Raw genomic sequence first — 16,480 nt, forward strand, 5'->3', positions numbered from 1 at the left:
TTCTCCAGACCCGTCACCGACCTCGGAGATCCCCATGACCTTGCTGACCACCTGGCCGGAGAGCGGCCCGGAGACCGTGCTGCGGCGCACGTCCGAGCCCGCGGAGATCGCCGCGGCGCTGGCGCCGGTCGGGGTGCGGTACGAGCAGTGGCCGATACGGAGGGACGTGGCGCCGGACGCGGAGCCCGCGGCCGTCCTGGCGGCGTACCGGACGGAGATCGACACGCTGACCGCCGAGGAGGGGTTCGTGACGGTCGACGTGGCGTCCCTGCACCCCGGCGACGACCCCGGGTGGCCGGAGAAGGCGCGGGCGGCCCGGCAGAAGTTCCTCGCCGAGCACACCCACGAGGACGACGACGAGGTGCGGTTCTTCGTCGCCGGGTCCGGGGTGTTCTACCTGCACACGGGCGGCGAGGTGCACGCCGTGCTGTGCGAGGAGGGCGACCTGCTGGGCGTGCCGCGGGGCACCACCCACTGGTTCGACATGGGCACCCGCCCGTCGTTCACGGCCATCCGCTTCTTCCACGAGGAGGACGGCTGGGTCGGCACGTTCACCGGCGACGACATCGCGCTGCGGTTCCCCGGCTTCGACACGCTCACGGCCGGCCGGGCGGAACGGGGCGCGGCGTGACCCACACCTTCGACGTGGACCACGTGGTGCTCGACATCGAGGGCACCACGAGCGCGACCGGCTTCGTCGTCGACGAGCTGTACCCGTACTCCCGCAAACGGTTCGGGCGGCTGCTGACCGAGCGGGCCGCGGAACCGGCGGTACGGCGGGCCGTCGAGCAGGTACGGGCACTGCTGGGCGAACCGGCCGCCGACACGGCACGCATAGAGCGGGCGCTCGGCGCCTGGCTGGACGAGGACCGCAAGGCCACGCCCCTGAAGACGTTGCAGGGCATCGTATGGGCCGAGGGCTTCGCGAGCGGGGAGCTGGTCTCGCACTTCTATCCGGACGTGGTGCCCAGGCTGCGCGAGTGGCACGCGGCGGGCGTGCGGCTGCACGTGTACTCGTCGGGGTCGGTGGCGGCGCAGCGGGCGTGGTTCGGGCACAGCCCGCAGGGCGATCTGCGGCCGCTGGCCGGGAGGTACTACGACACGGAGAACGCCGGGCCCAAGCTGGTGGCCGCGTCGTACGAGGCGATCGCCGCGGACCTGGGCGCCGTGCCGCGGCGGGTGCTGTTCCTGTCCGACCGGGCCGGGGAACTGGACGCGGCGCGGACGGCGGGGTGGCACACGGCGGGGGTGCGGCGGCCCGGGGAGCCGCACTATGAGAGCGGGGTGGGTGACCATCCCGAGGTGGCGTCCTTCGGGGAGCTGGCCATCCGTACGGGAGCGGGGACGGCAGCGGGGACGGGTACGGAGGCCGGAGCGAAAGCGGGGGCGGAGGCAAGGACGGAGGCCGTTCCGGGCGTCGGTGCCGGGGAAGTGCGGCGGGCCGGGGCCCGGCTGGCCGCCGAGGCCGCGCGGTTCGCCTCGCTCGGCTGGATGCGCGGCACGTCCGGCAACCTGTCGGTCGTCCTGGCACGCGACCCGCTGCGGCTGGCGGTGACCGCGAGCGGACGGGACAAGGGCGAGCTGACCGCGGACGACGTGGTGCTGGTCGACGACCGGGGCGCCGCCGTCGCGGGCACGGAGGGCACCGGGGCCGGGAAGCCGTCGGCGGAGGCCGGGCTGCACGCGCGGGTGGTGCGGCTGACCGGAGCGGGCGCGGTGGTGCACGTCCACACGGTCGCCGCCGTGGCGATGGGGCGGCGCCGGCCCGGCGGGATCGTCTTCCGGGACCTGGAGATGCTCAAGGGGCTGGGGCAGCCGGCGGACGGGGCCGCCGTGCGGCTGCCGGTCATCGCCAACAGCCAGGACATGGGCGTGCTCGGGAACCGCCTGGAGGAGGCGAGGGAGCCGCGGATGCCCGCGGTGGTGGTGGCGGGGCACGGGCTGTACGTGTGGGGAGCCGACCTGCTCCAGGCCCGGCACCACGCCGAAGTCGTGCAGTGGCTGCTGGAGTTGGAGCTGGCGTCGGGGCGGGGGTGAGCGTGGCCCGGGAGGGCGGGCCGGTCCCCCGCACGGGACCACGTTGCGGGCGTGCGGCACCGGGCCCGTAGGTTGGGGGCGACCGCCGTCCCGTCCGTGGTGTCCCGCCCCCGGGCCATCCGGCCGAGCCACTGGAGCCGTCCGTGACCCCAGACCTGTCCCCTCTCGCCCGCCTGCCGCGCGGCGGGCTGCCGCCGCAGGCCGTCGTGGTCGGCGACCCGGCCCGCGCGGCCGCCGTCGCCGAGCTGCTCGACGACGCCGCGGAGATCGCGTACCACCGCGAGTACCGGACGTTCACCGGCAGCTGGAAGGGCCTGCCGGTGGTCGTCGCCTCGCACGGGGTGGGCGGGCCCGGCGCGGTGCTGCTGTTCCAGGAGCTGGCCGACGCGGGCGTACGGACCTTCGTGCGCCTCGGTACGGCGGGGGCGATACGTCCGGGCATCGGCGACGGTGACCTGGTGATCGCCGAGGCGGCGGTGCGGGACGACGGGGTGACGCAGCAGCTGGTGCCGGCGGAGTACCCGGCCGTGGCCGCGCCGGAAGCGGTGCTGGCGCTGGCCGGCGCGGCGGCGAGCGCCGGGGCGACGTACCACCGCGGGGTGGTGTGGACCCGCGCGGCGTTCCAGCCGGGGCTGCTGCCGCTGCCGGTGGCGGCGTACACCGCGGCGGGCGTGGCGGCGATCGAGATGGAGGTGTCCGCGCTTCTGGTGACCGCCGGTCTGCGCGGGCTGGTCGCCGGCGCGGTGCTGGTCATCGACGGGGCGAACGCGGACGAACTGGTCGACGAGGCGGCCACCGGCGGGTACGACCCGTACCGGGACGCCGTCGCCGAGGGCGTGGCGCGCGGTTCCGTCGTCGCGCTGGAGGCCCTGCGGACGCTGGCGGAGGAGGCCCGGTGAGCGCGGTACGCAATGCAGAGGCCCCGGTGGACCTGCTGGTGCACGGCGGTACGGTGCTCACCGTCGACGACGCGGGCACCGTATGCGCCGACGGCGCGGTGGCCGTACGGGACGGGGAGATCGTCGCGGTGGGCCCGGCCGACGGGCTGCGAGCCGCTCACCGCGCGGCCGAGGAGATCGACGCCACCGGGTGCCTGGTCCTGCCCGGGCTCGTCAACACCCACACCCACCTGGCGATGACGCTGCTGCGCGGCCACGCCGACGACCTGGACCTCCAGGGGTTCCTGGGGCGGGTGGTGCCGCGGGAGAACGCGCTGCTGTCCCCGGAGGCGGTGACCGCGGGTCTGCGGCTGGCCGTCGCGGAGAGCGTACGGGGCGGGGTGACGACCGCCCTCGACATGTACTGGTTCCACGAGGCGGCCGGGCAGGCAGCGCGGGACGCCGGCTGGCGGCTGCTGTCCGGCCCGACGTTCATGGACGTCCCGGGGCCGCCCGACCGGATGCCGTACGGGAACCGGATGGACTGGGCGCGCCGGCACCTCGACGGCCACCGTCCCTCCCCCGGCACCCGCCCGGTGGTCTTCGCGCACAGCGCCTACACCCTGGACACCGAGCAGCTCACCGACATCGCGGCACTGGCCAGGGAGTACGGCGCGCTGCTGCACCTGCACGCCGCGGAGAACGCCGCCGAGGTGGCGACGGTGCGCGAACAGCACGGCAAGCGGCCCGTCGAACTGCTGGAGTCGCTGGGCCTGCTGGGCCCGGACACGCTGCTCGCGCACGCCGTGGAGCTGACCGACACCGAGATCGCCGCGCTGGCCGCGACCGGTACCGGCGTCGCGCACTGCCCGGTCTCCAACCTCAAGCTGGGCTGCGGCATCGCCCGGGTGCCGGAGCTGCTGCGGCAGGGCGTCCGGGTGGGGCTCGGCACGGACGGGGCGGTCAGCTCCAACTCCCTGGACATGATGGGCGCGTTGGGGGTGGCGGCGCTGGTGCACAAGGCGGGCGGCGACCCCACGGCGGTCGGCGCCGAGCAGGCCGTACGCATGGCGACGATCGAGGGCGCGCGGGCCCTGGGGCTGGGCGGGCAGCTCGGTTCGCTGGAGGTGGGCAAGCGCGCGGACCTGGCGGTGCTCGACCTGGGCGGTACGCATCTGGCGCCCCGGCACGACCCGTGGTCGACGCTGGCGTACTCGGCGCGGGCCGGTGACGTCCGGGACACGGTCGTCGACGGCCGGGTACTGATGCGCGACCGTCGGCTCACGACGCTGGACGAGGCGGCCGTGACCGCCGGCGTGGAAGCGCTCGTCCGGGCCGTCTGAGTGCGGCGCCGCCCTCCCGGCCCCTGACACGATGTCCCGTGTGCGGGCCGGGAGTTCACCCGCCCGGCGTCCCCGCCGTACGGAATGCGCAGGCTCCCGGCGTCGCGCTTCGGCGGCCATAATGGCGCAGACATCGGATGTCTGCGGGCGTCCGGCGGCGGGTGTGATCAGGGAGGCTCCGGACATGGCGGTCACGGACGAGGCCATAGAGAAGATCAAAGCGATGATCGTCTCCGGCGCGCTGCGGCCGGGCGACCGGCTGCCCAAGGAGAGCGAACTCGCCGCCGACCTGGGCCTGTCCCGCAACTCGCTGCGCGAGGCGGTACGGGCCCTGTCCCTGATCCGCATCCTGGACGTACGCCAGGGCGACGGCACCTACGTCACCAGCCTGGATCCGCAGCTCCTCCTCGAAGCGCTCAGCTTCGTGGTGGACTTCCACCGCGACGACACGGTCCTGGAATTCCTGGCCGTACGCCGGATCCTGGAGCCGGCCGCCACCGCGATGGCGGCCGGCCGCATCACCCCCGCCGAACTGGACGACCTGGAACGGCGGTTGGCCGCCCTCGGACCGCACCCGGCGGTGGAGGACCTGGTCGCCTGCGACCTGGAGTTCCACCGCCGGATCGTGGCCACCGCCGGCAACTCGGTGCTGTGCTCCCTGCTCGACGGCCTGTCGGGGCCGACGACCCGGGCCCGCGTCTGGCGCGGACTGACACAGAAGGACGCGGTGAGCCGCACCCTCACCGAACACCGGGCGATCCTCGGCGCCCTCCGCGACCGGGACGCGGAGGCGGCACGGGCCTGGGCGACGGTGCACATCGCCAGCGTCGAACAGTGGCTCCGCTCCACCCTGTGAGCCCCCGGGTCATTCCTCCCCGCACCCGTCAGGCGGCGAACCCCCGTCCACCGCGATCGACGCGCCCGTGACGTACCGGCCGCCCTCCCCGCCAGATACCTCACGGCCGCGCGACGTCCGACGGCTGCCCGTAAGGCCCGAGCGACGTCAACTGCGCTTGCATCGGCGCGCTCTCGCCGTCGGCCGGGTGCATGTCGGTGCCGGCCGGGCCCGGGCTGAGGAGGTTGGCGGTGATGCCGCGCGGGCCCAGCTCCCTGGCGAGGGTCCTGGTCAGGCCGGTGAGCGCGGCCTTGCTCGTCGCGTACAGCGTGCCGCAGGGGAAGGCGACGCGCTCGGCCATGCAACTGCCGACGCTGATGATGCGCCCGCCGTCGGCCATCCGCCGGGCGGCGGCCTGCGCCGCGATGAAGGGCACGCGGACATTGACGGCCACGTCCGCCCCGTCCCCGGCGATCCGACTCGATCCTCGTGCGCGGTGGACGGCGGAGCCGGCGGAATCCGGACGGGGAAGCACGGCCCCGCGCTACACCCCGTACACGCGCCCCGCGTTCCCCCCGAAGACCGCCGCCCGCTCGTGCGCGGCGAGATGTTCGGTGGCCGCTTCGGTCAGAGCCACGACGTCCTGGTACGTGGCGGCCAGGGTGCAGACCGGCCAGTCGGAGCCGAACAGGACGCGGTGCGGGCCGAAGGTGTCCAGGACGTGCCGGGTGTACGGCAGGAGGTCGGCGGGCTGCCAGTGGGTGCGGTCCGCCTCGGTGACCAGGCCGGAGAGTTTGCACACGGTGTTCGGGAGCCGGGCGAGGGCGGTCAGGCCGTCCGCCCACGGCTGCCACGTTCCGGCGGCGATCGCGGGCTTGGCTGCGTGGTCGAGGACGAAGCGGAGGCCGGGGAATGCGCGGGCGGCGGCGGTCGCGGCGGGCAGTTGGGGTGGGGTGACGAGCAGGTCGTAGGCGAGTCCGGCGGCCGCCACGGCGGCCAGGCCGCGCCGTACGGCGGGGCGGGCCAGCCAGTCGGGGTCGGGTTCGTCCTGCACCTGGTGGCGGAGGCCTGCCAGGTGCGGTGGCATGGCTGCCAGGAGGTCCGGCAGCCCGGGGTCGGTGAGGTCGGCCCAGCCGACGACGCCCCGTACGGCGGGTGAGCGGGCCGCGAGCGCGAGGAGTGCGGCGGTCTCGGGGCCGGAGGCCGAGGACTGGACCAGGACGGTGCCGTCGATGCCGTGGGCGGCGAGGTGCGGCGTCAGGTCGTCGAGGGTGTACGTGCGGCGGATCGGGTCGGCCCAGGCGCCGTCCATCCAGGGCTGCGGGTGGCGCGCGAGGTCCCAGAGGTGGTGGTGGGCGTCGATGCGGTCGGGGGCGGGCGGGTTCGCAGGGCGGCTGGTGCGGCCGGTCATGGGCGGGTTCCCGGGGTGGCCGGTGCGGTCGGTCGCGGGCCGGCTCCCGGGGCGGCCGGTGCGTCGGTCATGGGTGCGCTCCGGGGGCAGCGGTGGGGAGCGGGAGGCCGGGTGCGAGGAGGCCGTGGTCGGTGAGGGCGTGCCAGAGGGCGTCGGGGATGTCGTACGTGAACAGGCCGGCGTTCTCCCGGGCCTCCTCCGGTGACGCGGCGCCGACCAGCGCTCCGGCCACGGCGGGGTGGCCGAAGGGGAAGCGCAGAGCCGCGGCCTTGAGGGGGACGCCGAACGCGGTGCAGAGGGAGGCGAGTTGCCGGGCGCGTTCCACCAGAGCTGCCGGGGCCGGGGCGTAGTCGTACGGCGCGCCGGGTGACGGGTCGGCCAGCAGCCCGGAGTTGTAGACACCGCCGACGACGACCGACGTGCCGCGGCGCACGCAGACCGGCAGCAGGTCGTCGAAGGCGGAGTGGTCGAGGAGGGTCCAGCGGCCGGCGCACAGCACCACGTCCACATCGAGGTCGGCGACGAACCGGGCCAGCGGGCCGCTGCGGTTCATGCCGAAGCCGATGGCGCCGACCACGCCCTGCGCGCGCAGTTCGGCGAGGGCGGGGAAGCCGGACGCGTACACCTCGGCGGCGTGGCCTTCGACGTCGTGCAGGTAGACGATGTCGACGGCGGAGACACCGAGCCGTTCCAGGGACGCGTCGAGGGTGCGGCGGATGCCGTCGCGGGTGAGGTCCCGGACGCGGGCGCGCGCCGGGGTGTCGGTGTAGCCCTGGCCGTCCACCTCCTCGCCCGGCGCGAGGGGCCGCAGCCGCAGGCCGACCTTGGTGGACAGGATGTACGAGGACCGGTCGCGCCCGGCGAGCGCGCGGCCGAGGCGTTCTTCGGACAGGCCGAGTCCGTAGTGCGGGGCGGTGTCGAAGTGGCGGACGCCGGTGTCGAGGGCAGCGCGCACGGTGCGCTGGGCACGGTCCTCGGTGAGGGGCCGGTAGAGGTTGCCGAGGGGCGCGCAGCCCAGCCCGAGGGGCGGCACGGTCACGCCCGTACGCCCCAGTCGCCGTTCCCCGTGCGGTACGTACGCCATCGCGGCCTCCTCAGTCCTGCTTCTCGCCGCTGGTGAATCGGGAGATGACCAGGGCGATGATGATGATCAAGCCGTTGAGGAACTGGGTCCACAGCGGCGGTACCCCGCCCAGCGTCATGACGTTGATGACGAGCTGGAGGGTCAGGACGCCGGTGAGCGCGCCGAAGAGGGTGCCACGGCCGCCTTTGAGGCTGATGCCGCCGATGACGGCGGCGGCGAAGACCTGGAAGATCCAGCCGTTGCCCTGGCTGGCGGACACGGCGCCGTAGTGACCGGTGTACAGGATGCCGGCGAAGGCGGCCAGCAGGCCGCCGACGGCGAGGACGGCCCAGGTGATCCGGTCGACGCGGATGCCGGCCGAGCGCGCGGCCTCCGGGTTGCCGCCGATCGCGTACAGCGCGCGGCCGTGCCGCAGGTAGCCGAGGGCCGCGCCGCCGAGCGTGAACAGCGCCAGGCAGATCCAGACGGCGGCCGGGACGCCCAGCCAGGCGGCCTTGCCCAGGTAGGCGAAGGACGCGGGGACGTCGCCGATCGACCGGCCCTCGGAGAGGCCCAGGTGCAGGCCGCGCAGCATGGTCAGCATTCCGAGGGTGGCGATGAAGCCGTTGACGCGCAGCTTCAGCATGAGGAACCCGTTGGCGGCGCCGATCGCGGCGCCCACGGCCAGGCACAGGGGCACGGCGGTCCACGCGGGCAGCAGTTCCAGGCCCTCGAAGCGGCCGCCGTGCGCGGGTGCCACCAGCCACAGGGCGGCGACCGGCGCCAGGCCGATGGTCGATTCCAGGGAGAGGTCCATCCGTCCGCTGATCAGGATCAGCGCCTCGCCGAGCACCAGCAGGCCGAGTTCGGTGGACTGCTGGACGACGCCGATCAGGTTGTCCCGGGTGAGGAAGGCGGGCGAGACGATGAAGCCGGCGACGCCGAGGACGAAGATCACCGGGACCAGGGAGACGTCCCGCCAGCGGGCCAGGGCCGGATGCGGGCGGCGGACGGCGGCGAGCGCGGCCGCCCGGCCGGCGGGCCGCTGCTGTGCGGTGTCGGTGCCGGTCATGGCCGGAGGTCTCCTTCCGTACCGGCAGGGGCGGCGGGCGGGCCGGCCCCCACCCCCTCCATCGCCGCCACCAGCTCCTGCTCCCGCCAGCCCCGCGCGAACCGGGCGACCACCTGCCCTCGGAAGAGCGCCAGGACGCGGTCGCAGGCCCGCAGGTCGGCGGGCTCGTCGGAGACGATCAGTACGCCGCTGCCCGCCGCGGCCACCTCCCGTACGACGCCCAGCAGCGCTTCCTTGGACTTCACGTCGACTCCGTTGGTGGGCCGGACCGCGACCAGTACGGCGGGTCCGCGGGCCAGGGCCCGGGCGACGACGACCTTCTGCTGGTTGCCGCCGGAGAGCCCGGAGACCGGCTGGCCGGGTCCGGTGGTCCGGATGTCCAGCGCGGTGATCATGCGCCGGGCGAGGTCGCGGGTCCGGGAGGGCAGTACGGTGCCGAGCGGGCCGAGCCGGTCGGTGACGGCCAGCGTCGTGTTCTCGGCGACGCTGCGGCCGGGGACCAGCCCGTCGCGGTGGCGGTCCTCCGGTACGTACCCGATGCCCGCCTCGATCGCGTGCCGCACGCTGCCGGTCCGTACGGGCCGCCCGCGCACCTCGATCCGCCCGTGGTCCGGTGCCCGTACCCCGGCCAGGGTCTCGCCGATGGCGGTGGTGCCGCCGGCGGCCGCGCCGGCCAGGCCGACCACCTCGCCCGCCCGCACGGTCAGGTCCAGGGGCGCGAACGCGCCGCGCAGGGCCAGTCCTTCGGTGCGCAGCACCGGCTCCGCCGCCTGCTGCCGGGCGGAGCGTTCCGGTACGGCAGGCGCCGCCCGTTCGCCCGTCATCGCCGCCACCAGCTCGTCCTCGGCCAGCCCCGCCACGGGCGCGGTGAGCACCGGGCGGGCGTCGCGCAGGACGGTGACGGTGTCGCACAGGTCGTGGACCTCGTGCAGGTGGTGCGAGATGAACAGGAACGCGGCACCGGCCGCGCGCAGGGCGTGCAGCTTGGCGAAGAGGCGGGCGATGCCGCCCGCGTCGAGCCGGGCGGTGGGTTCGTCGAGGATGACCAGGCGGGCGCCGCAGGACAGCGCGCGGGCGATCTCGACGAACTGCCGCTGTTCGACGCCGAGGTCCTTCATACGGGCCGCGGGGTCGGCGTCGACGCCGTACTCGGCCAGCAGGTCGGCGGTCCGGGCGCGCAGTGCCCGCCACCGGATGACGCGGCCGTCCGGGAAGCGGTTGAGGTGGAGGTTCTCCGCGACGGTCAGTTCCGGGACGGTCATCGGCCGCTGGTGGACGCAGGCGGCCCGGCGCCGCCAGGCGGCGGTGTCGCCCCAGCGGGGTGCCGGGGCGCCGTCGAAGCTGACCTGTCCGGCGTCGGGCCTGGTCAGGCCGGTGAGGACGGACACCAGGGTGGACTTGCCGGCGCCGTTGCGGCCGACGAGGGCGTGCGCCTCACCGCGCCGTACGGTGAGCGTGGCGCCGTCGAGGGCGAGGGTCGGTCCGTAGCGCTTGACGATGCCCTCGGCGTGTACGGCGGGTGGTGCGCCCGCCTCCGGGTCCGGCACGTTCCGCTCCGCTCCTTGCTCCGGCACGTTCCGCACGGTCGCCTCCCCCTACTTCCCCGCCGCCTGGTTGGCCCACAGCTTCGGGTCGTCCACATCGGCCCGGGTCACCAGCGGGGCCGGAAGCTGGTCCTCCAGGCCGTTCGGAATCCTGACGATCTTCGAGCCGTGGCCGGTGGGGCCGGGCCGGAACGTCCTGCCCTCCAAGGCCGCGCGGGCGTAGTACAGCGCGTACTTCGCGTAGAGGTCGGCCGGCTGGGACAGCGTGGCGTCGATCGTGCCCGCGCGGATCGCGGCCAGCTCGTCGGGGATGCCGTCGTTGGAGACGATCGTGAGGTGCCCGGCGGTACCGGCCGGCTTCAGCAGGCCCTTCTGTTCGAGGAGGGACAGGACGGGCCGGAGGAAGGCTCCGCCGGCCTGCAAGTAGAGGCCGTCGGTGTCCGGGTGCTGGGCCAGCAGGCTCTGCAGCTTGGCGGAGGCGACCTCGCCCTTCCACTCGGTGGGCAGCTCGTGCACGGTGATCCCGGGGTACTTCCGCTTCATGCAGGCGGCGAACGCCTCGGAGCGGTCGCGGCCGTTGACGGAGCTGAGGTCGCCCTGGAGTTCGGCGACCCGGCCCCGGCCGCCCAGTTTCCGCCCCAGGTAGTCGCAGGACCGCTGCCCGTACGCGCGGTTGTCGGCCCGTACGACCATGTAGACCGCGCCTTCGTCCGGCCGGGTGTCGACGCTGACCACAGGGATCTTCTTCGCCGCGAGCCGGTGCAGTTCGGCAGTGATGGCGCCGGTGTCCTGCGGGGCGATCACGACTGCCTCGGCGCCCTGGCCGGTCAGCGCCTGCACGTTGGAGACGACCTTGGCGATGTCGTTCTGCGAGGTGGACAGCGGCAGCGCCCTGATCTTCCCGGCGGCCAGCTCCCGCTCGACGTGGTCCTGGTAGGCGTTCCAGAAGTCGGTGTCGGTGCGCGGCAGGTCGATGCCGATCCTGCCGCGGGCGTCGCTGCCGCGGTTGCAGCCGGTGAGCGCGGCGGCGAGCAGTACGGCACAGGCCGCCGCGCCGGTCGTACGCAGTCTCATGGTCCCGTCCTTGGTCGAGGTGTACGGCGGTGCGCCGCGCCGCCCGGTCCCGTACGGGTCAGGTGGCGGGGCGCAGCCGCAGTCCCTGCATCCCGCCGTCGACCGCGAGGGAGGTGCCGGTGATGCCGGAGGCCGCCGGGGACGCCAGGTGGGCGATGGCGGCGGCCACTTCGTCCGCCGTGACCATGCGGCCGGCCGGCTGCCGGGCGTCGAGCGCGGCCCGCTCGGCCGCCGGGTCGGGTGCCCGGTCCAGCAGCCGCCCGACCCACGGGGTGTCGGTCGTGCCGGGGTTGACGCAGTTGACGCGGATGCCCTCGCGGACATGGTCGGCGGCCATGGCGAGGGTGAGGGCGAGCACGGCGCCCTTGCTCGCGCTGTACAGGGCGCGCTGCGGCAGTCCGGCGGTGGCGGCGACGGAGCAGGTGTGGGTGACGGAGGCCCGTCCGGGGTGCGCGGTGGCCGTGCGCCGCAGGTGCGGCAGGGCGGCCCGCGCGGTGCGCGCCAGCCCCAGGACGTTGACGTCGAGGACGTGCCGCCATTCCTCGTCGCCGTTGTCCTCGACCGTGCCGACGGCGCCGATGCCCGCGTTGCCGACGAGGGTGGTCAGCTCTCCGCCCAGCGCGTCCACTGCGGCCGCGACGGCTGCCCGTACGGCGGCGTCGTCGGTCACGTCGGCCGTGACGGGTACGGTGCCGGGCGGTGCCCCGGCCGGGTCGCGGTCCAGTACGGCGACGCGGGCGCCGCGGCGCAGCAGCAGGACGGCGGTGGCGGCGCCGATGCCGGAGGCGCCGCCGGTGACGATCGCCGCCATGCCCGCGAAGTCGCGCGGTATGTGCGCTTCCGGGGTGGTGTTCATTCGCTGTCCCCCTGCTCGGTACGCCCGGTGCGTCCGCCCTGGCCGGCATGTCCGCCCCGTTCGGCCGCCACCCCGGAGACATCCGTACCGTCCTGCATGCCCGTTCCTCCCGCACTGCCCTGCACACCCGTACCTCCCGCCTCCTCCCGCCACACCGGCCCGTCCGGATAGCGGTACGCGGCGACCGACTCGGGCTTCATCCGGGCGGAGAAGCCGGGCGCGGTGGGTGCCCGGTAGCGGCCGCCCTCGACGACGGCCGGGTCGGTGAAGTGCTCGTGGAGATGGTCGACGTACTCGATCACCCGGTCCTCCTGGCTCCCCGACACCGCCACGTAGTCGAACATCGCCAGATGCTGCACCAGCTCGCACAGCCCGACGCCGCCCGCGTGCGGGCACACCGGCACGCCGTACTTGGCGGCGAGCAGCAGGATCGCCAGGTTCTCGTTGACCCCCGCCACCCGGGCCGCGTCGATCTGGACGAAGTCCACCGCCCCGGCCTGGAGGAGCTGCTTGAAGACGACGCGGTTGGCGGCGTGCTCCCCGGTGGCGACCTTGACCGGCTGGCGGGAGCGCACGGCGGCGTGCCCGAGGATGTCGTCGGGGCTGGTCGGCTCCTCGATCCAGTACGGCCGGTACGGCGCGAGCGCGGTCATCCAGCGCACCGCCTCGGCCACGTCCCAGCGCTGGTTGGCGTCGACCGCGATGCGCACCGCGGGCCCGACGGCCTCCCGCGCCAGCCGCAGCCGCCGCAGGTCGTCACCGAGATCGGCGCCCACCTTCAGCTTGATCTGCCCGAACCCGGCGGCGACCGCCTCCCCGGCCAGCCGTACGAGGGTGGCGTCGTCGAGTCCGAGCCAGCCGGGCGAGGTGGCGTACGCCGGGTATCCCTCGGCCTCCAGCCGGGCGGCGCGCTCGGCGCGGCCGGGTTCCGCGGCGCGCAGGATCGCCAGCGCCTCGTGCGGCGTCAGCGCGTCGGACAGGTAGCGGAAGTCGACGAGGGAGACCAGTTCCTCGGGCGACATGGCGGCCAGGTACGCCCACACGGGCAGGCCGGCGCGGGTGGCGGCCAGGTCCCAGGCGGCGTTGACCAGCGCCCCGGCCGCCATGTGCGTCACGCCCTTCTCCGGGCCGAGCCAGCGCAGCTGCGAGTCGTGGGTCAGGTCGCGCTGCAGGGCGGCCAGGCCGGCGGCCGTGGTGGGGGCCGGGCGGCCGGTCACGTACGGGGCGAGGTCGCGGATCGCGGCGGCGGCGAGGCCGTTGCCGCGGCCGATGGTGAAGCACAGGCCGTGGCCCCGGCCGCCGTCGGCGGTGTGCAGGACGACGTAGGCGGCGGAGTAGTCGGGGTCCGGGTGCATGGCGTCGGAGCCCTCGTGCCGCCGCGAAGTGGGGAAGCGGACGTCGTGGACCTCGACGTCCGTGACGGGTGCGGTGACGGCCATGCGTACGCCTCCGGCGAGGGTGCGGACGAACATCGGACCTTTCCCGGACCTCCGATGTATAGCGCCGCTGCCACACCACCGTCCAGGGGGCGCGCGGCAGTTGCCCGCCGCTGTCCGAACCCGGACGCGGGGCGGGGTCCGCACGGCCGCGGGCGGCGGAAGACGGCCGGGACGGACGGAATCCGAACACGTCGGATGTATGCACACTCGTTCGTGCACAGGGGCTGCGTCGGGGTCCCGCGGACGCCGTAGGCTGGGGGCGCACGCAATGGAACTGCTGCCGGTGACCGTCCCGAGGAGGCGGCGCCGGTCGGAAGGAGGCGCTGGGTGATCGAGCTCGACGGAGTTCCCGAGCTGATCGACCCGGTCATGGTGGCCGCGTTCGAGGGCTGGAACGACGCCGGCGACGCCGCCTCCGCCGCGGTCGCGCATCTGGACCGGGAGTGGAAGGGGGAGGTGTTCGCCGCGCTGGATGCGGAGGACTACTACGACTTCCAGGTCAACCGTCCGACCGTCTGGCTGGACGGCGGCGTCCGCAAGATCACGTGGCCCACGACGCGGCTCTCCGTCGTGCGGATCGCCGACGCCGACGGCAAGGGCAAGCCGCGCGACCTGGTGCTGGTACGCGGCATCGAGCCCAGCATGCGCTGGCGCTCGTTCTGCAACGAGATCCTGGGCTTCGCCCACGAGTTGGGCGTGGAGATGCTGGTCGTGCTGGGCGCGCTGCTCGGTGACACCCCGCACACCCGGCCGGTGCCGGTCAGCGGAGTCACCTCCGATCCGGACCTGGCCCGCACGATGGACCTGGAGGAGACCCGTTACGAGGGCCCGACCGGCATCGTCGGCATCCTCCAGGAGGCGTGCACCCACGCGGGCGTCCCCGCGGTCAGTCTGTGGGCGGCGGTGCCGCACTACGTCTCGCAGCCGCCGAACCCGAAGGCGACCCTCGCGCTCCTGAACCGCCTGGAGGACCTGCTCGACCTGCGCATCCCGCTGGGCGAGCTGAGCGAGGACGCGCGCGCCTGGCAGCTGGGCGTGGACCAGCTGGCGGCCGAGGACAGCGAGGTCGCCGAGTACGTCCAGTCGCTGGAGGAGGCGCGGGACACCGCCGACCTGCCGGAGGCGTCGGGCGAGGCCATCGCCCGGGAGTTCGAGCGCTACCTGCGGCGCCGGGACCCGCAGGCCGGACCCGGCCTGGCGACCGAGGGCGGAGTCGCCGACGGCCGCGACGGCTCGTACCTGCGGGACACGGCGAGCGGCCGCACCCGCCCGCCGAAACCGGCCCCCAAGGAGCCGAAGGACCCGAACCGCGAGCCCGGCGGCCCGGAAGCCAAGAGCCAGGAGGCCAAGGGGACGGACCCCAAGGGCCGGGAATCCGAGGGCTCCGAAGCCAAGGGCCAGGACCCCGCGGGCTCGGACTCCCCGGGCGCGGACCGCAGGAAGCCGGACGCCAAGGGACCGGACGACGGTCCTGGGGACGACTCCGGGGATTGACCGGCCCGGGGACGGCACTGAGCACTGGCCGGTCCGGGGGACGGCACCGAGGGCTGCACTGGGTGTGGCTTCCGGGTCGTCCCCTAAGGCGGGGCCGGGGTGGGCTCCTCCTCGTCGGTGATCCCCGGCCTGGGCGCTTGCGGAAGGCTGATCAGCGTCCTCGTACGGACGAGCCCCGGCTCGCCTTCCCTCGGAGTGCCCTTTGCGTACGCGCCTACGTACCGCCGTCCTGATCGCCGCCCTCGCCACCGCGGCCACCGTCACACCGGTGGCCACGGCCTCCCCTCCACCCGGGGCGTCCGGCGCGCACACGACGGCGGCATCCCCACAGCGGACCGGCCTGGACACCGAAGCGCTCCGACAGGCCCTCCGCGGGCTGCCGGACCGCGACACGACCGCCGCGCTGGTGCGCGTGGGCGGGCGGGAGACGTGGCACGGCAGCGCCGGGGTCCGCTCCCTGGAGACCCGGCGCGGGCCCCTGGAGAACGCCCGGTTCCGGGCCGGGTCCACCACCAAGGTGGTCACCTCGGCGATCGTGCTCCAGCTCGCCGCCGAGGAGAAGATCGACCTGGACGGCACCGTCCAGCACTACCTGCCCGGCCTGCTGACCGACGCCTTCGAGCCCATCACCGTACGGCAGTTGCTCACCTTCACCAGCGGGCTGCGGCCGGGGGCGGCCCTCGGCCCGGAGAACGCCGAGGGGTACGCGAACCGCTTCACGACCCTCACCCCACAGGCCGTCGTCGCGGCGTCCGTCGCCAAGGGCCCCTACCGGGGGCCGGGCGAAGGGCCGGGGAAGAAACAGCGCTACGGCAACATCGATTACACCGTCCTCGGGATGCTGATCGAGAAGGTCACCGGCGACACGTACGAACACCAGGCGCGCGTCCGGATCTTCAGGCCCGCCGGAATGCGGCACACCTCGTTCCCCGACGGGCCCGACCCGCGGATCCACGGCCCGCACCACCGGGGTTACCAGCGGCTGGCGAGCGGCGAGGTGGTGGACGCGACCGAGTGGAACATGTCGGACCGCTGGGCGGCCGGAGACATGATCTCCACCACCGCCGACCTGGAGAAGTTCCTCCGCGCGCTGTTCCGGGGCGAGCTGGTGCCCCAGCCGCTGCTGGAGAAGGAGATGTTCACGGTGCCGGACGTCGAGGGCGCCCGGATGAGCGCGGGGCTGGAGCGCTACGACGCAGGCGACGGGCGGACCGCCTGGGGCAAGAGCGGCGGCCGCCCCGGCTACAGCACGCTCATCGCGGCCACCCGGGACCTCTCGCGGACCCTGGTGTACTCCGTCAACGCGGTCGATGCCAAGGGCGAGACGATGAACCCGGTCGCCGCCCGCCTCGTCCAGGCCGCCTTCGCGCCGGGCAGCCCCTGAGGAGAGGGAGAGCCGCCGAGCCGGGCCCGGGCGTGCCTCGGGACGACCGG

The 16,480-nt window shown here is 74.6% G+C and carries 14 protein-coding genes and 2 pseudogenes; 8 read left to right on the forward strand and 8 right to left on the reverse strand.

Annotation, left to right across the window (positions count from 1 at the left end; all coding sequences use genetic code 11):
- Positions 1–34 precede the first annotated feature (34 nt).
- The 6 genes and pseudogenes from ACZ4Z1_RS02420 (at position 35) to ACZ4Z1_RS02445 (ending at position 5,114) form a co-directional block, all read left to right on the forward strand.
- Complete coding sequence (locus ACZ4Z1_RS02420; RefSeq protein ID WP_468484692.1) at positions 35–631, forward strand: 1,2-dihydroxy-3-keto-5-methylthiopentene dioxygenase; 597 nt, start codon at positions 35–37, stop codon at positions 629–631.
- Positions 628–1,329: pseudogene (gene mtnC, locus ACZ4Z1_RS02425) on the forward strand (acireductone synthase); the annotation flags it as partial. The gene ACZ4Z1_RS02420 and the pseudogene mtnC, both read left to right, overlap by 4 nt.
- A gap of 102 nt (positions 1,330–1,431) precedes the next feature.
- Complete coding sequence (mtnB, locus tag ACZ4Z1_RS02430) at positions 1,432–2,037, forward strand: methylthioribulose 1-phosphate dehydratase (protein WP_468484858.1); 606 nt, start codon at positions 1,432–1,434, stop codon at positions 2,035–2,037.
- 143 nt (positions 2,038–2,180) lie between these two features.
- Entirely contained in the window at positions 2,181–2,936 is a 756-nt protein-coding gene (locus tag ACZ4Z1_RS02435) for a phosphorylase family protein (protein ID WP_468484693.1), read from the forward strand.
- The gene (locus tag ACZ4Z1_RS02440) at positions 2,933–4,258 is read left to right on the forward strand and encodes an amidohydrolase (RefSeq protein ID WP_468484694.1); all 1,326 of its coding nucleotides are present in this window, start codon (positions 2,933–2,935) and stop codon (positions 4,256–4,258) included. The genes ACZ4Z1_RS02435 and ACZ4Z1_RS02440 overlap by 4 nt, the downstream gene beginning before the upstream one ends.
- Positions 4,259–4,442: 184 nt before the next feature.
- A complete protein-coding gene (locus ACZ4Z1_RS02445) occupies positions 4,443–5,114 on the forward strand; it encodes a FadR/GntR family transcriptional regulator (RefSeq protein WP_468484695.1) in 672 nt (223 codons plus the stop codon).
- A gap of 9 nt (positions 5,115–5,123) precedes the next feature.
- Here the strand turns inward: ACZ4Z1_RS02445 and ACZ4Z1_RS02450 are convergent.
- The 8 genes and pseudogenes from ACZ4Z1_RS02450 to ACZ4Z1_RS02485 form a co-directional block, all read right to left on the reverse strand.
- Positions 5,124–5,547, reverse strand: a pseudogene (locus tag ACZ4Z1_RS02450) (SDR family oxidoreductase); the annotation flags it as partial.
- A 90-nt stretch (positions 5,548–5,637) separates the two neighbouring features.
- A complete protein-coding gene (locus ACZ4Z1_RS02455; protein ID WP_468484696.1) occupies positions 5,638–6,504 on the reverse strand; it encodes an amidohydrolase family protein in 867 nt (288 codons plus the stop codon).
- A 67-nt stretch (positions 6,505–6,571) separates the two neighbouring features.
- On the reverse strand, positions 6,572–7,588 hold the full coding sequence (locus ACZ4Z1_RS02460; protein ID WP_468484697.1) for an aldo/keto reductase: 1,017 nt from the start codon (positions 7,586–7,588) through the stop codon (positions 6,572–6,574).
- A gap of 10 nt (positions 7,589–7,598) precedes the next feature.
- Positions 7,599–8,639, reverse strand: coding sequence for an ABC transporter permease (locus ACZ4Z1_RS02465; protein ID WP_468484698.1), 1,041 nt, complete (start codon positions 8,637–8,639; stop codon positions 7,599–7,601).
- Complete coding sequence (locus tag ACZ4Z1_RS02470) at positions 8,636–10,186, reverse strand: sugar ABC transporter ATP-binding protein (RefSeq protein ID WP_468484699.1); 1,551 nt, start codon at positions 10,184–10,186, stop codon at positions 8,636–8,638. Before ACZ4Z1_RS02470 ends, ACZ4Z1_RS02465 begins: the two co-directional genes overlap by 4 nt.
- A 48-nt stretch (positions 10,187–10,234) precedes the next feature.
- A complete protein-coding gene (locus tag ACZ4Z1_RS02475) occupies positions 10,235–11,257 on the reverse strand; it encodes a sugar ABC transporter substrate-binding protein (protein ID WP_468484700.1) in 1,023 nt (340 codons plus the stop codon).
- A 58-nt stretch (positions 11,258–11,315) separates the two neighbouring features.
- On the reverse strand, positions 11,316–12,113 hold the full coding sequence (locus tag ACZ4Z1_RS02480; protein WP_468484701.1) for an SDR family NAD(P)-dependent oxidoreductase: 798 nt from the start codon (positions 12,111–12,113) through the stop codon (positions 11,316–11,318).
- On the reverse strand, positions 12,110–13,552 hold the full coding sequence (locus tag ACZ4Z1_RS02485) for an enolase C-terminal domain-like protein (protein WP_468484859.1): 1,443 nt from the start codon (positions 13,550–13,552) through the stop codon (positions 12,110–12,112). The genes ACZ4Z1_RS02480 and ACZ4Z1_RS02485 overlap by 4 nt, the downstream gene beginning before the upstream one ends.
- A 327-nt stretch (positions 13,553–13,879) precedes the next feature.
- Between ACZ4Z1_RS02485 and ACZ4Z1_RS02490 the strand changes: the two genes are divergently transcribed.
- Complete coding sequence (locus ACZ4Z1_RS02490) at positions 13,880–15,046, forward strand: PAC2 family protein (protein ID WP_468484702.1); 1,167 nt, start codon at positions 13,880–13,882, stop codon at positions 15,044–15,046.
- Between the two features lie 202 nt (positions 15,047–15,248).
- Positions 15,249–16,430 (forward strand): serine hydrolase domain-containing protein, encoded by a 1,182-nt coding sequence (locus ACZ4Z1_RS02495; RefSeq protein ID WP_468484703.1) that lies wholly within the window; start codon positions 15,249–15,251, stop codon positions 16,428–16,430.
- Positions 16,431–16,480 lie beyond the last annotated feature (50 nt).

The organism is Streptomyces sp. NPDC030165, from assembly GCF_055573595.1.